This is a genomic window from Mesorhizobium sp. BR1-1-13 (assembly GCF_020165515.1).
Classification (GTDB): domain Bacteria; phylum Pseudomonadota; class Alphaproteobacteria; order Rhizobiales; family Rhizobiaceae; genus Mesorhizobium.
The window spans coordinates 134,108-147,298 of sequence record NZ_JAIUIH010000012.1; the positions used below are offsets into that span (position 1 = coordinate 134,108).

Below are 13,191 nucleotides of genomic sequence, written 5' to 3' on the forward strand. Positions count from 1 at the left end.
GATTGGCTTGAATCCCATCGCTTCGTCATCCTATGGCGGAGCAAGGAGCGAAGCGACGCGGCGCAGACCATAGGATCCATGCCGTGACGTTAAGGCGTTGAAACGGTGCAGAATTCTGCTCCGTTGCATCTTTCGATCGAGGTCGCGGCATGGATCCTAGGGTCTTCGCGACGGAGCTTCGCTCCTGCTTTGCCCTAGGATGACGAAGCTGAAGGGCTGATCTGCTGCCCGCGCGGCAAGTCCAGCCTATCCAGCAGCGGCTTCAGCCTGTCGCCGTAGCGCTTCCACAGGTCGACCGAGCCTTGATACATCGGCTGGCGCACCTGCGCGGCGGAAGCCGTACGCACCGGCCGGTCGGTCTGGTGGAACGACAGCACGGCATCGTCCCATGGCAGCCCGAGATAGTCGATCAGCGCCCGGCTCTGGCCGTCCTGGTCGGCGACGAAATCCTCGTAGCGCACATCGTGCACGACGCCGGGCAGCACCTGGTGCCAATGCGCCATGATGTCCGTGTAGAGATTGTGGAAATCGGCGAGTTCGCCCAGATCATAGCCGTACCGGTGGCTGTCGCCGCGGAAATGCACCTTGTAGATCGAAAGGCAGGTTGCCGCCGCATCGCGGGCGCAATGGATGATCCTGGCGTTCGGCATCATCATGTGGATGAAGCCGACAAGCAGGAAGTTGCCCGGCATCTTGTCGGTGACGTGGCGCATGTGCGGATAGCGGGCATGCAGCATGTCGAGATAGGCGCGTCCCGCCTCGGCAAAATCCGTATCGGGCGCATCCGAAACGCCCCAGGGGAAGCCGCCGGGTATGGTCGCCGGGAACTGCCTGCCGACCGCCGTCTTCAGGATGCCGAGCTCGCCGGCGCCGTAGACCTGCGGATGGCTGGCGATGATCTGCTCGACCAGGGTCGTGCCCGAACGGGGCATGCCGACGACGAAGATCGGCGTATCGTCGGAGATCGCGCTGGGCCTGTGCTTCTGGAAGAAATCCTTGTCGAACACCGTTTTCATAGCCTCGAATTCGGCGCGCGTCCTTTCGGCGTCGTAGTCGATGCCCTTGCGGCGGATGGCATTGCCTTCGGCGAAATAATCGAAGGCTCTGTTATAATCCTTCAGATCGTCATTGACCTTGCCGAGGCCGAAGGCAAGCTGCATGCGCGCCAGGCTGCCCGGCAGCGCCTTGGCGTGCTGGGCCTCCATCCCGGTCAGTTCGGCATCGCGCTCCTTCTGACGCTTGACCTGCGTCAGCATCAGCCAGGCGCGCGCCATGCCGGGGTCGACCGCCAGCGCCTGCCGGAACAGGTCGGCCGCCTCGTCAAGCTCGCCCTTTTCCATCAACCCGACGCCCAGCCCGTGCAGCAGTTCGGCGTCCTTCGGACGGATCGACAGCGCCTCGCGGAAGACGGCCAGCGCCTCGTCCAGGCGGCCCGCTTCCTGCAAGGTTTCGGCAAGCCCGATGCGGGCGCGGAAATGGAAGGGATTGCGCGCGACCGTGCCGCGATAGATCTCCTCGGCGCCGTCGAACTGGCCAAGTTGCTTCAGCGACGAGCCGAGATTGTCGCGCGCCGCGAGCTGGTCCGGCCGCAGCGCCACCGCGCCGCGGAAGAAGTCGGCGGCCGCCGCGACACGGCCGAGATCGCGCATCACCGTGCCGAGATTGTTGAGGAAATCCGGATTTTTCGGCTGCAAGCGCACCGATTGCTCCAGGAGACCGAGCCCCTCGGCGCTGCGCCCGGTCTGGTGCAGCAAAAGACCGAGGAAATGCGCAGCCGCCGCATGGTTGACCTTGTGCGTCAGCACTTGCCGATAGAGCGCCTCGGCCTCTTGCCGCCGCCCCGCCTGATGCAGTTGCAGCGCCCTCTGCACATGCTGGTCGAGACTCGACGGCGGCTGTCCGCCCGAGCCGGAGTTGGCGCCTGCACCCGCCGCTCGTCTCTGATCTCTGTTAATGGGAAACCTGCCGTGTTTGTCCGCCTGCCGCGATCTAGGCCATCGGCGCGGCGGGTTCAAGGCTTTGCTTGGTTTCTTGCGCTTGCCATCGGCGCGGACGAGATCAAATCAGCCGGTTGGTCTCGGCCGTCTGCCTGGCGCGCCGAACCGTTCCGTCAGTATCGGCGATCGTCCGCCTTTCCGCCTCGTCGCTCCTGACGGTCAGCCGCGCCGATTTGACGATCATAGGTTTGCCGGTACGCCCGAGGGCGACGGAATATGCGGTGGCCGGCCTGATGGGCGGGCTGATCGCTGGGGTATTGCCTCTTGAGCTTATCGCAGAAACCATGGTTTTTGTCCCTTTTGGAGAAAATAAAACGCAAATTTCGGGAGTGGACCCCAAAATGATTTTTGAGAATTTTTGGAAATATCGTCAAATCATAGCAGAGTTTTTCATATGAACTCAGCAATATTTTTCCTTTGGCTTACTTATTTTTTCAAATCTTCTTGCCCGAAGCCGAAGTCGAAGAGCTGATTGCGGACGACTTCTACCGCGCCCGTCCCTGCCGGAGAATCTCCCTGGCGGAATAACGCATCATGGAGGCGTCCTTGAATTTCGTCATCGAGTTTTACCGATCGCGCGAAGCCGAGGAAGCGACGCTCGACAAGGTGCGCTGGAAGCGCCTACCCTGCGCGCCGCCTGGCAGGGCGCCACCGCGCTCTTCCATACGCTCGCAATGCCGCAAATCCCCGACCCCGTGCGCATCTGCGATGAGCACGGCAGCGAGCTTTACGCCGGGCCAGCCGACGGGGCATACCCATCCGCGTTGTAACCGTCACACGTCCCCGAAACTTGTTTTAGACGGCATCCGCGTTTTCCCAAAGTGCGGAAAAGACGAACACCCGGCCTTTCAGCAGCGGCCCCCGCCAACGATGCGGTAGTCGGCGGCGCGTGCCTCGCAGGCGTTGGGGAAGGTTCGCAACTCGCCGCCCCGCCGGGCGCAGACCGGCGCGTATTCGCGGGTGCAGAAGGTCTGCTCGCCGCCACCCCCGCTGCCACCGTCACGGCAGGGACCGTCGCGCACGATGCGATAACCCGCCCGGTCGGCAAGACAGGCATTGGCGAAGGTCTGGCGGTCGCCACCGCGCCGGGCGCAGACCGGCTCGTACTGCTTGGTGCAGAATTGCGGTCCCGGCCGCGGCGGCCGTGGCCGCGGTCCCGGGCCGTCGTCGACGACCACTGTACAGGCGGCAAGAACAGCCGACAGGAACAGGATGACAAAACCCTGTCGCGAGAAGATTGCCGCAAGAAACCTCATGATCGTCGCTCCCTCAATCCCCGTCCCGCTGCGTGTTGCTCGAAATACGCAGCGGTTCGGGACAATGATATTCACGAAGCAAAGGCCCCAAACCAGTCGCGCTGTTGCGATCCTCCTCATTCCATCGCCGATTGCAACCCTCGTTTGCAGTCTTTCGGCATGAAAACCGGCGCCCGGATCTGTCCTGGCGCCTCGCACCGCCAGCCGTCGCCGCCGCTGGCCCATGCGTGACGGGGCTGTGGCCGATGACCCCTGAAGCAACGAGGCCTATTTGCGGCTCGTCGACGCTCGGATTGGTCGATTCATGCGTCGGGATGCGCCCATCGGGCCGGCCCGCGGCGCTATCTTGCAACCTTCACGTTTCCGTGCGATAAATTCCGTGTTCGGGCATTTGCGACCCGGAGAGCGGAACGTTTTGGACGACCTTTCCCCGATACTGTGAATCTCTGACGGCCCCGTTTTTCGGCGGGGGGTTTGACCATGCGCCAATGCATGACTGCCGAAAGCTACCACCGGGAACTGCCCTCGACGCAAGGTGGCGGGCAGGACCATCAAGACTGAACGGGTGAAGGAGTTTCCCCAATGGCCCAGACCGGCACCGTTAAATTCTTCAACGCGACCAAAGGCTTCGGTTTCATCACGCCCGACGGTGGCGCCAAGGACGTATTCGTCCACATTTCCGCGATCGAGGCCTCGGGCCTGCGCACGCTCGTCGACGGCCAGAAGGTCACCTTCGACGTCGAGCCGGACCGCATGGGCAAGGGCCCCAAGGCCGTCAATCTCCGCGCCGCCTGAGCCATCGGCCAGCCGCACGCCCTTCCTGGCCGTGCGACCGAGGCTCCGAAGCTTGAATGACTTCGGAAGAGGCAAACGAATTTTGAAGGCGCGGCGATTTTCGTCGCGCCCTTTTCATGTCGCAGCGCAGCGAAAATGCCGTCGCCTCAAAGTGGATCCGGTGTCGGGTCAACGACATGCATCATAAAAAACTTGAAGCGCGACGCGCTTCAAGTGCCCGCAAAACTTTCTCTTGCCGATGACGCTAAAATAAAGGACAAATTTCCATTCGGGCATTTGCCGGCCCGAGACTGGAGTTTATGGGATCAAAGGAGCTTCCCATGCCGCAGACCGGCACCGTCAAATTCTTCAACCATGCCAAGGGGTTCGGCTTCATCACACCGGATGATGGCGCGAAGGATGTCTTCGTTCATATTTCGGCCGTGCAGGCGTCGGGTCTTCCCGGTCTTGAGGATGGGCAGAAAGTGACATTCGACACCGAGCCTGACAAGCGCGGCAAGGGTCCCAAGGCCGTCAACCTGTCGATCGGCTGAGCCTGCTCCGGACGGCGGCGGTTCTGGCACGACAGCTTCGCTCCCTGGAGGGTTCGATATTTGATGCCCGTGGCCTCCGGTCAGGCAAAAATTCGTTCAGCCCCCGTTCAGCCACGGTCTCATATTAATCTTTCCTAAAGCCGGACCGCATCCCCGGAATTCGTACGGGCCGGCACGAAGGAGATCGACATGAACCGAATTTTCAAGACAGCCGTGCTGTCCGCCGCAGTGGTCGCCTCAATGCTCGTGGCCTTGCCCGCGGCCAACGCCGATGATTGGCGTCATCACCGCCACCACGGCCATGGCGACGCTGTTGCCGCCGGTGTGCTCGGCCTCGCCGCAGGCGCACTGATCGGCGGCGCGTTGGCCAACCAGCAGCCGCCGCCCCGCGACTACTACGATGACGGCTATTACGATCGCGATGTGCGGATACGCCCGGCGCCGGTCCGCCGCTACTATGCCGAACCGCAAGTGGTCTACGCCGACCGTTATGCCGAACCGTGGACGCGTGGCTGGTACGACTATTGCTCCGACCGGTACCGCACCTTCAACCCCCGCACCGGCACTTTCACCGGCAATGATGGCGAGCAGCATTTCTGCACCGCCAACTGATCAAGGGCTTCCCTGCCCCAACAAGAAGCGCTGACCGCAAGACCGGCGCTTTTTTGTCACGCCGGCACCGGCTTCGGCGCGACGCGCTTCACGTCAAAAACGGATTGCTCCGCCGCTCCTCGCCGAAACGCCCGCCCGGACCGTGGCCGCAGATGAAGCCGATGTCGTCGCCGAGCGGCAAAAGCTTGTCCTTGATCGAGGCGATGAGTGCCGCATGATCGCCGCCCGGCAGGTCGGTGCGCCCGACCGAGCCGCGAAACAGCACGTCGCCGACATGGGCGAATTTGGCCGCGCGGTTGTAATAGACGACATGGCCGGGCGCGTGGCCGGGGCAATGCAGCACCTCGAAGAGATGCGAGCCGAACGAGACCGTCTCGCCTTCGGTGAGAAACCGGTCGGGCACGCAGTTGCGCACGCCGGCAATGCCATAGCGCCTGCCCTGGTTCTCGAGATTGTCGAGCAACATCCTGTCGGCTTCGTGCGGGCCGATGATCTCGACCCCGAGCGCTTCCTTCAGCTCCATCGCGCCGCCAGCATGGTCGATATGACCATGCGTGATCCAGATCGCACCGGCCGATATCGCATTGTCCTTCAGCGCTGCCAGCACCTTGTCGATATCGCCGCCCGGGTCGACGACGACACCGTGCTTGTCGTCCATGTCGAACAGGATCGTGCAATTCTGCTGGAAGGGCGTGACCGGCACGATGCCGGCATTGAGCTGACCCATGATCGTCCTTTCGATGTTCACGCGGTGATGTAGAGGCGCGAACGAAGGGCGTCCACCGCTGAAAGGCAAACAGCCCAAAAGAAATGGGCGGCCGAAGCCGCCCATTTGGCCAGCCCGAGATCGCAGGCTTACTTCTTCATGGCGCCCATGACCGCGCCGATTATGCCCGTCAGGATCGCGCCGCCGCCGGCGCCGCCGACTATGTTCTGCAAGTTGAGCGCACTGCCGAGGCCGCTGGTCGCCGCCGCGGCTGCGTCAGGAGTGATCGCACCGCCGCCGAGCAGGCTGCCGAGGATCGCCGCTCCGCCGACGCCCCCAATGGCGCCGCCCAGGATCTTGGGAAGCTGCCCCATCGCCGCCGTCTTGATCGCCGCGCCGACCGCCTGACCACCGATGATGCCTGTAATGATCTGAACGATGATCGGAAGAAGCGTATTCATGTCCATCTTACCAGTCCCTCCATAGCTGCCAGCCTCCCGGGCCGACACCATCATGGAGACGCTGAATTCGGCGAAAGTCAAATGCAGAAACGCTGAAATAAAAGGGGCGGCCCGAAAACCGCCCCTGCTTGCGCGAAAAGCTGTGACTTTCGTTATTCTGCGGCGATCGCGTGCTTCGGCTGAACGGCCGCAGAATAGTCATTCATCAGCGTCTTGGCGATCTCGCCGACCTCGAATCGGTACGGCCCGATCTCCGAAACCGGGGTCACCTCCGCTGCCGTTCCAGTCAGGAAGCACTGCTCGAAGCCCTCGAGTTCTTCCGGCATGATTGCGCGCTCCACCACCTCCAGGCTGCGGTCCTTGGCGAGGCCGATGACCGTGCGGCGGGTGATGCCGTCAAGGAAGCAGTCCGGCTTGGGCGTGTGGATCCTGCCCTCCTTGATGAAGAAGATGTTGGCGCCGGTGGCTTCCGCGACCTGGCCGCGCCAGTCGAGCATCATGGCGTCGGCATAGCCTTTGGCCTCGGCGGCATGCTTGGACATGGTGCAGATCATGTAGAGGCCTGCAGCCTTCGATTTGGACGGCGCCGTGCGCGGGTCGGGCCGGCGCCACTCGGCCACGTCGAGACGGATGCCTTTCAGCTTCTGCGCCGGATCGAAGTAGCTCGGCCATTGCCAGATGGCGATGGCGCAATTGATGCGGTTGTTCTGCGCCGAAACGCCCATCTGCTCGCTGCCGCGCCAGGCGATCGGCCTGACATAGGCGTCCTTGAAGCCCTGCTTCTTCAGCAGGGTACTGGAGGCGTCGTTGAGCTCGGCCACCGAATAGGGGATCTTGAAGCCGAGCAACCGCGCCGATTCATGCAGGCGCTCGGTATGCTCGTTGAGCTTGAATATCTCGCCGCCATAGGCGCGCTCGCCCTCGAACACCGCGCTGGCATAGTGCAGGCCGTGGGTCAGCACATGGATCTTGGCCTCGCCCCATTGCACGAACTCGCCATTCATCCAAATGAAGCCGTCCAGTTGATCGAAGGGAACGGATGCCATGGTAACCTCCCGCGGGCGGCAGCCCGCATATCGTTGTTCGTTGCGTGCTCTTGTCGGCTGCGCCATCTGGTTGGGGCGCCTGCCGCTGTCTGGAAAGGTAGGCGGATAATCGTGCTCTGGCAAACTCAGGAAGTTCCGGAAAACCCGGCCTGTCTTGCCTTTTCGTTCGCAATCCGCCCAAAACCTTGTCAAAAATTACCATTGCAGTGAAATTACGTCAATAGTACTGACATAATCTTCCCTGCCCATGGAGAAAAGATGACGGATCGAAGCCGAGCAGCCGGGACACCGATCAGGACCGCGATGTCAGCCGAGGATGGCATTGATTTCGCCCTCATCGAGCTGTTTTTCTTCGCCTATCGCGATTTCACTTCGGATCCCGATCAGATCCTGGCCGACTATGGCTTCGGCCGCGCCCACCACAGGGTACTGCATTTCGTCAACCGCAGGCCGGGCCTGACTGTCGCCGAACTGCTCGATGTCTTGAAGATCACCAAGCAGAGCCTGGCGCGCGTGCTGAAGCAGCTGATCGACACCGATCATGTCGTGCAGCTGCAAGGGCCGCGCGACCGTCGCCAGCGCGAACTGTATCCGACCGCCAAGGGCCGCGCGCTGGCGCTGGCGCTGGCGCGGCCACAGTCGCGCCGCATCCATGCTGCATTGGAAGATTCCGGAGCCGCCGAACGGACCCAGGTGGAACGCTTCCTCGAAGCAATGGTCAATCCGGAACTGAGAGCCCAGATCGACGTTGGGTCCGCAAAAATGTCAGGGAAAAGCCATGGAGAGCACTGAACGCGCTGATCACGCGGCCGCACCGGACGACGATGCGCCGCATCTGCTTGTGGTCGATGACGACACCCGCATCCGCAACCTGCTCAAGCAATATCTGACCGAGAACGGTTTTCGCGTCACCGTCGCCGGCACTTCGGGCGAAGCCCGGCGCAAACTCGCCGGCCTCGACTTCGATCTTCTTGTGCTGGACGTGATGATGCCCGGCGAAAACGGCGTCGATCTGACCAAGGCGCTACGGGCCGAGAAGAACGTGCCGATCCTGATGCTGACGGCGCTGTCGGAGACCGACAGCCGCATCACCGGCCTGGAGGCCGGCGCCGACGATTATCTGCCAAAGCCTTTCGATCCGCGCGAATTGATCCTGCGCATCAACAACATCCTGCGCCGCGGCGGCCCTGCGACCACGCCCAAAGTCGAGCAGCTCGTCTTCGGTCCCTACACATTCCAGATCGCCAGGCGCGAATTGAAGCGTGGCGGCGAGGCGCTGAAGCTGACCGATCGCGAGCAGGAGATCCTGGCGATATTCGCCGCGCGCGCCGGCGAAACCATCCCGCGCCACGAACTGGTCGGCGACGAATCGGATGTCGGCGAGCGCACCATCGACGTCCAGATCAATCGGCTGCGCCGCAAGATCGAGCGCGATCCCTCCAATCCGGTCTGGCTGCAGACGGTCCGCGGTATTGGGTATCGGCTCAGCGTCGAATAGACTACCGCCTTCGGCCTGGCGGCCACGGAGCGAGCGAAAGGTGAATGGCGACCACGGAACTGGAACAGCCGGAATCTGACGGCTTGAGCACGCGCTCCACACGGCTGCTCAAGAGGGTTCCGCGCGTCTGGAACCGGTTCTGGCGCCTCGTTTCGCTCTACATGCCCAAGCGCCTCTACGCGCGCTCGCTGATCATCGTCATCGCACCGATGATCCTGCTGCAATCGGTGGTCGCTTTCGTCTTCATGGAGCGGCATTGGGCGACCGTGACGCAGCGCCTGTCACAGGCGACCGTGCGCGACATCGCCGCCATCATCGACCTGATCGAGACCTATCCGCACGACGCCGACTACGCCAACATGATCCGCATCGCCCAGGACCGCATGCAGTTGAAGGTCGACCTCCTGCCGCCCGACCCGCTGCCGCCGCCCGGGCCAAAGCCGTTCTTCTCCATCCTCGACGACGTTCTCTCCGCCGAGATCACCCGCCAGATCAACCGGCCGTTCTGGATCGATACGGTCGGCAACTCCAACATCATCGAGGTCCGCGTCCAGCTCGAAGGCAAGGTGTTGCGCGTCTTCGTGCGCCGCAGCCAGGCCTATGCTTCGAACACGCACATCTTCCTGATCTGGATGGTCGGCACCTCGCTGGTGCTGCTGATGATCGCCATTCCCTTCCTGCGCAACCAGATCCGGCCGATCCTGACGCTGGCCGAAGCCGCCGAAAGCTTCGGCAAGGGCCGGCCGATGCCGCGTGATTTCCGCCCGCGCGGCGCGGAAGAGGTCCGCCGCGCCGGCTTTGCCTTCATCCAGATGCGCGAGCGCATCGAGCGCCAGATCGAACAGCGCACCGCCATGCTCACCGGCGTCAGCCATGACCTCAGAACCATCCTCACCCGCTTCAAGCTGCAGCTGGCGCTGGCGGGCGGCAAGGCCGAGACCAAGGCCGCGCTCAACCAGGACATCGACGACATGCAGTCGATGCTCGAAGGCTATCTCGCCTTCGCCCGTGGCGAGGCCTCGGAAGACACCGGGCGCTTCGATCTCGAAGCCTATTTCCAGAAGCTGAGCGAGGAAGCTCGGTTGCGCAAATGCAAATTGTCGACGACGCTTTCCGGCGATCCGACCGTGCATGTGCGGCCGAACGCCTTCGCCAGGCTGATGTCGAATGTCATCGGCAACGCCTTCCGCTACGCCAAGACGGTGGAGGTGGCCGCCAATCATGGCCGCGGCTCGCTCGTGGTGACCATCGACGATGACGGTCCGGGCATTCCGGCCGAAAAGCGCGAAGAGGTGTTCAAACCCTTCATGCGGCTCGACGAGGCCCGCAATCTCGATGCCAGCGGCACTGGCCTCGGCCTGTCGATCGCCCGCGACATCGCCCGCAGCCATGGCGGCGACATCACGCTCGACGTCAGCCCGCTCGGCGGCTTGCGCGCCGTGATCAAGGTTCCGGCCTGACAGGGATTCAATCGCAGGAAGCGGAAACCGTTTCCGGACGAGGTCATGCTTGGCCGATTTCATTGGCCCGTCATGAAACCATGCTGAAGAGCGCGCATGAAGCGCGCGACCTCACTTGATTCGAGCCCGCCGTCTCACTTCGATCCCGTGCCCGCCCGGGTGCGCTGGAGCGAAGCGAGGGCCGCAGGCTGGTCGCCGTCCCGGCATCGTACCGAAGCAACCGCCGACCTTTCGAGCAAAGGCCCGCCATGCGCATATTGATGGTCACCGACGCCTGGCGCCCACAGGTCAACGGCGTCGTCCACACGCTGGAGCGGCTCACCGAGACGCTGAAATCGTTCGATGTTGCGGTGGATTTCCTGACGCCCAATATCTTTCACACTTTGCCTTTGCCGACCTATCCCGATATCCGCCTGGCGCTGACCACGCCAGGTCACGTCGCGCGCCTGATCGAGGCCTATAAGGCAGACCACATCCACATCGTCACCGAAGGTCCGCTCGGCATCATGGCGCGGCGCTACTGCCGCAATGCCGGCCGGCCGTTTACCACCAGCTACCACACGCGCTTTCCCGAATATCTCAGCGCCCGGCTGCCGGTGCCGGAAAGCTGGGCCTATCGCTGGCTGCGCGATTTCCACAATTCCGGCCAGGGCACGCTGGTCGCGACGCGGTCGCTGGCGGATGATCTTGCAGCGCGCGGCTTCAACAAGCTGAGACCATGGACGCGCGGCGTCGATACCGATCATTTCCGGCCCGACAAGAGGAAGGATCTCGGCTTCCCCGGCCCGTTGTTCCTCTGTGTCGGCCGCGTCGCCATCGAGAAGAACCTCTCCGCCTTCCTCGATCTCGACCTGCCCGGCAGCAAGGTGATTGTCGGCGAGGGCCCGGAACTGGCGAAGCTCAAGGCGCGCTACCCAGCCGCGCATTTCCTTGGCCACCGCCCCAACGACGAACTGGCCGAAATCTACGCCTCGGCCGACGTCTTCGTCTTTCCGAGCCGCACCGACACTTTCGGCAACGTCATCATCGAAGCGCTGGCCAGCGGCACGCCGGTCGCCGCCTTTCCGGTCACGGGACCGATCGACATCGTCGGCGACGGCTTCGGCGGCGCGGTCTCCAACGACCTGCGCGAAGCCTCGCTCGCCGCCCTCGATGTCGACCGCGCCCAGGCGCGCGAACGCGCCATGCGCTACAGCTGGAAAGCCTGTGCGGAAATGTTTCTCGATACGGTCCAGGAGGCTCTGGGCACGACGCGGAAACTGGCGGCCTGACGCTCCCTCTCGGCTAAAACAGCCGCCCGCCGTCCGGCACCTTGCGCTCGATGGCGCCGAGCACCACGGCGCCCTCCTCGTCGGGAAAGCCGAGCGTCAGCACTTCCGACATGAATGGCCCGATCTGGCGCGGCGGAAAATTGACCACCGCGAACACCTGCCGGCCGATCAGCGTCTCGGGCGTATAATATTTGGTGATCTGCGCCGACGATTTCTTCACCCCGATCTTGGGGCCGAAATCGATCTTGAGCTTGAACGCCGGCTTGCGCGCCTGCGGAAACGGTTCGGCCTCGACGATCGTGCCGGCGCGGATGTCGACACGATCGAAATCGGCGAAACTGATCTCGGGCTTGCGCTCGCTGCTTGAACTCATGTCGAAACCAGTCTGGTCAGGCGTTGCCGAACGTCTCGAACAGCACCCCGGCCAGCGCGTCCTTGGCCGATGTGCCGGACCAGACGACGAACTGGAATGCCTGGAAGTAGCATTCGCAGGCCTCCAGCGCCGACGACAGCAGCACCTCGACCTGCTGGCTCGAAGGCTCGACCCCGCCGGCCAGAAGCAGCGACTGGCGAAACATGATCGCGCCTTCCTGCTCCCACAGGTCGAAATGGCCGAACAGCATCTGTTCGTTGATCAGCGACAACAGCCGCATCACTTCCAGCGCGCGGGCCTCGGGCACCTTGATGTCGAAGGCGCAGGCCAGATGCAGCGCCTCGAAATCTTCCATCCACGAGAAGGAGACGTGATAGTCGGTCCAGCTTCCGGCGACCGAGATCGAGATTTCGTCGTCGCCGGCCCGTTCGAAGGACCAGTCATTGTTGTGGGCCACCTGCTCAATGACATCCACCGGATGGATTTCGCGGGAGAATTCGAGTTCGAGAAGTTCCATGGAATGCTTCCTGTGTTCAGGGGAGCGCCACACGCTCCGCGGGGCACACACGACGAACAATCTGATCTAGAACTCGGACGGCCAGGACTTCTCGACGCAAAGACCCCAGACCGGACCCCACCGCCCGGCGCATGACCCTGCTCCGAATCATGCAACAAATTCAGTCTATTGATCGGGAGTCGCGTGAACAGCCCAATTTTTCGCGCTGCGTCATTCGCATGTGGAAAGGCGCTGTCGCACAGAGTCACGCAATGCCGGTAAGCGATTCACGGCAAAGCGCTTTTCAGGCTGGTGCTTTGTGGAAAAGTTTAACGAATTATTTTTTCGGCCTGGGCTTTGCGGAAGCCGCAGGTGTGGCCTGCCCGGTCAGTTCGGCAAGCCTGGCCTCAAGCGCCTCGATGCGGTCGACAAGGCGAGCATTCTCTTCCCTGGCCTTGGCGGCCATCTCGCGCGCGGCCTCGAATTCCTCGCGCTGCACCACATCCATCGAATTCAGGATACGTTCGGCCTGTCCCTTGAAGGCGGTCTCCACCTCGCGCCGCACGCCCTGCGCGGCGCCCGCGGCATCGGTCATCAGCTTGGCGAATTCGTCGAGAATGCGGTTCGGTCCGGTCGACATGGCAAATCCTCGGTTGCTGAAATTGAGTTAGTAGCGCCGCGCGCCGA

17 protein-coding genes are annotated in these 13,191 nt (G+C 62.8%); 8 read left to right on the forward strand and 9 right to left on the reverse strand.

Features of this window, described 5'->3' with window-relative positions:
• Positions 1-194 precede the first annotated feature (194 nt).
• Positions 195-1,871 carry a tetratricopeptide repeat-containing sulfotransferase family protein gene (locus LB533_RS24330; protein ID WP_140639707.1) on the reverse strand — a complete coding sequence of 559 codons (1,677 nt, stop codon included), beginning with the start codon at positions 1,869-1,871 and terminating at the stop codon, positions 195-197.
• Between the two features lie 187 nt (positions 1,872-2,058).
• Entirely contained in the window at positions 2,059-2,181 is a 123-nt protein-coding gene (locus LB533_RS29915) for a hypothetical protein (RefSeq protein ID WP_263487657.1), read from the reverse strand.
• Between the two features lie 37 nt (positions 2,182-2,218).
• Between LB533_RS29915 and LB533_RS24335 the strand changes: the two genes are divergently transcribed.
• Positions 2,219-2,395 carry a hypothetical protein gene (locus LB533_RS24335; protein WP_181169378.1) on the forward strand — a complete coding sequence of 59 codons (177 nt, stop codon included), beginning with the start codon at positions 2,219-2,221 and terminating at the stop codon, positions 2,393-2,395.
• 450 nt (positions 2,396-2,845) lie between these two features.
• Here LB533_RS24335 and LB533_RS24340 read toward each other — a convergent pair whose 3' ends face one another.
• Entirely contained in the window at positions 2,846-3,253 is a 408-nt protein-coding gene (locus LB533_RS24340; RefSeq protein WP_140639709.1) for a Kazal-type serine protease inhibitor family protein, read from the reverse strand.
• A gap of 582 nt (positions 3,254-3,835) precedes the next feature.
• On the opposite strand from LB533_RS24340, the gene LB533_RS24345 reads away from it, so the two are divergent.
• From LB533_RS24345 to LB533_RS24355, 3 genes are all read left to right on the forward strand, one after another.
• Positions 3,836-4,048, forward strand: a complete 213-nt coding sequence (locus LB533_RS24345; RefSeq protein WP_006202520.1) for a cold-shock protein — start codon at positions 3,836-3,838, stop codon at positions 4,046-4,048.
• Between the two features lie 320 nt (positions 4,049-4,368).
• Entirely contained in the window at positions 4,369-4,581 is a 213-nt protein-coding gene (locus LB533_RS24350) for a cold-shock protein (RefSeq protein WP_006202521.1), read from the forward strand.
• Positions 4,582-4,770: 189 nt separating this feature from the next.
• Positions 4,771-5,193 carry a BA14K family protein gene (locus LB533_RS24355; protein ID WP_140639710.1) on the forward strand — a complete coding sequence of 141 codons (423 nt, stop codon included), beginning with the start codon at positions 4,771-4,773 and terminating at the stop codon, positions 5,191-5,193.
• An 88-nt stretch (positions 5,194-5,281) separates the two neighbouring features.
• Here LB533_RS24355 and LB533_RS24360 read toward each other — a convergent pair whose 3' ends face one another.
• The 3 genes from LB533_RS24360 to LB533_RS24370 form a co-directional block, all read right to left on the reverse strand.
• Positions 5,282-5,920, reverse strand: a complete 639-nt coding sequence (locus LB533_RS24360) for an MBL fold metallo-hydrolase (protein WP_140639711.1) — start codon at positions 5,918-5,920, stop codon at positions 5,282-5,284.
• A 128-nt stretch (positions 5,921-6,048) separates the two neighbouring features.
• Positions 6,049-6,366, reverse strand: a complete 318-nt coding sequence (locus tag LB533_RS24365; RefSeq protein ID WP_140639712.1) for a hypothetical protein — start codon at positions 6,364-6,366, stop codon at positions 6,049-6,051.
• A gap of 146 nt (positions 6,367-6,512) precedes the next feature.
• Positions 6,513-7,406, reverse strand: coding sequence for a branched-chain amino acid aminotransferase (locus tag LB533_RS24370; RefSeq protein ID WP_140639713.1), 894 nt, complete (start codon positions 7,404-7,406; stop codon positions 6,513-6,515).
• A gap of 258 nt (positions 7,407-7,664) precedes the next feature.
• Between LB533_RS24370 and LB533_RS24375 the strand changes: the two genes are divergently transcribed.
• The 4 genes from LB533_RS24375 to LB533_RS24390 all read left to right on the forward strand — a co-directional run bounded on the left by LB533_RS24375 (position 7,665) and on the right by LB533_RS24390 (position 11,635).
• Positions 7,665-8,198: a MarR family winged helix-turn-helix transcriptional regulator gene (locus LB533_RS24375; RefSeq protein WP_140639714.1), complete on the forward strand. Its 534-nt coding sequence runs from the start codon at positions 7,665-7,667 to the stop codon at positions 8,196-8,198.
• Positions 8,185-8,904, forward strand: a complete 720-nt coding sequence (locus LB533_RS24380) for a response regulator (RefSeq protein ID WP_140549875.1) — start codon at positions 8,185-8,187, stop codon at positions 8,902-8,904. Before LB533_RS24375 ends, LB533_RS24380 begins: the two co-directional genes overlap by 14 nt.
• Positions 8,905-8,948: 44 nt before the next feature.
• Positions 8,949-10,364: an ATP-binding protein gene (locus tag LB533_RS24385; RefSeq protein WP_140639715.1), complete on the forward strand. Its 1,416-nt coding sequence runs from the start codon at positions 8,949-8,951 to the stop codon at positions 10,362-10,364.
• A gap of 248 nt (positions 10,365-10,612) precedes the next feature.
• Positions 10,613-11,635: a glycosyltransferase family 4 protein gene (locus tag LB533_RS24390; protein ID WP_140639716.1), complete on the forward strand. Its 1,023-nt coding sequence runs from the start codon at positions 10,613-10,615 to the stop codon at positions 11,633-11,635.
• A 13-nt stretch (positions 11,636-11,648) separates the two neighbouring features.
• Here LB533_RS24390 and LB533_RS24395 read toward each other — a convergent pair whose 3' ends face one another.
• From LB533_RS24395 to LB533_RS24405, 3 genes are all read right to left on the reverse strand, one after another.
• A complete protein-coding gene (locus tag LB533_RS24395) occupies positions 11,649-12,008 on the reverse strand; it encodes a tRNA-binding protein (protein WP_140639717.1) in 360 nt (119 codons plus the stop codon).
• Positions 12,009-12,024: 16 nt separating this feature from the next.
• Complete coding sequence (locus tag LB533_RS24400) at positions 12,025-12,525, reverse strand: YbjN domain-containing protein (protein WP_127855850.1); 501 nt, start codon at positions 12,523-12,525, stop codon at positions 12,025-12,027.
• 316 nt (positions 12,526-12,841) lie between these two features.
• Positions 12,842-13,144 (reverse strand): accessory factor UbiK family protein, encoded by a 303-nt coding sequence (locus LB533_RS24405; RefSeq protein ID WP_140516880.1) that lies wholly within the window; start codon positions 13,142-13,144, stop codon positions 12,842-12,844.
• Between the last annotated feature and the right edge of the window lie 47 nt (positions 13,145-13,191).

Bases quoted from the DNA above. Each gene is read 5' to 3' on its own strand.
- LB533_RS29915 (WP_263487657.1), bottom strand. From the start codon at position 2,181: ATGATCGTCAAATCGGCGCGGCTGACCGTCAGGAGCGACGAGGCGGAA.
- LB533_RS24340 (WP_140639709.1), bottom strand. From the start codon at position 3,253: ATGAGGTTTCTTGCGGCAATCTTCTCGCGACAGGGTTTTGTCATCCTG.
- LB533_RS24345 (WP_006202520.1), top strand. From the start codon at position 3,836: ATGGCCCAGACCGGCACCGTTAAATTCTTCAACGCGACCAAAGGCTTC.
- LB533_RS24350 (WP_006202521.1), top strand. From the start codon at position 4,369: ATGCCGCAGACCGGCACCGTCAAATTCTTCAACCATGCCAAGGGGTTC.
- LB533_RS24355 (WP_140639710.1), top strand. From the start codon at position 4,771: ATGAACCGAATTTTCAAGACAGCCGTGCTGTCCGCCGCAGTGGTCGCC.
- LB533_RS24360 (WP_140639711.1), bottom strand. From the start codon at position 5,920: ATGGGTCAGCTCAATGCCGGCATCGTGCCGGTCACGCCCTTCCAGCAG.
- LB533_RS24365 (WP_140639712.1), bottom strand. From the start codon at position 6,366: ATGGACATGAATACGCTTCTTCCGATCATCGTTCAGATCATTACAGGC.
- LB533_RS24370 (WP_140639713.1), bottom strand. From the start codon at position 7,406: ATGGCATCCGTTCCCTTCGATCAACTGGACGGCTTCATTTGGATGAAT.
- LB533_RS24375 (WP_140639714.1), top strand. From the start codon at position 7,665: ATGACGGATCGAAGCCGAGCAGCCGGGACACCGATCAGGACCGCGATG.
- LB533_RS24380 (WP_140549875.1), top strand. From the start codon at position 8,185: ATGGAGAGCACTGAACGCGCTGATCACGCGGCCGCACCGGACGACGAT.
- LB533_RS24385 (WP_140639715.1), top strand. From the start codon at position 8,949: ATGGCGACCACGGAACTGGAACAGCCGGAATCTGACGGCTTGAGCACG.
- LB533_RS24390 (WP_140639716.1), top strand. From the start codon at position 10,613: ATGCGCATATTGATGGTCACCGACGCCTGGCGCCCACAGGTCAACGGC.
- LB533_RS24395 (WP_140639717.1), bottom strand. From the start codon at position 12,008: ATGAGTTCAAGCAGCGAGCGCAAGCCCGAGATCAGTTTCGCCGATTTC.
- LB533_RS24400 (WP_127855850.1), bottom strand. From the start codon at position 12,525: ATGGAACTTCTCGAACTCGAATTCTCCCGCGAAATCCATCCGGTGGAT.
- LB533_RS24405 (WP_140516880.1), bottom strand. From the start codon at position 13,144: ATGTCGACCGGACCGAACCGCATTCTCGACGAATTCGCCAAGCTGATG.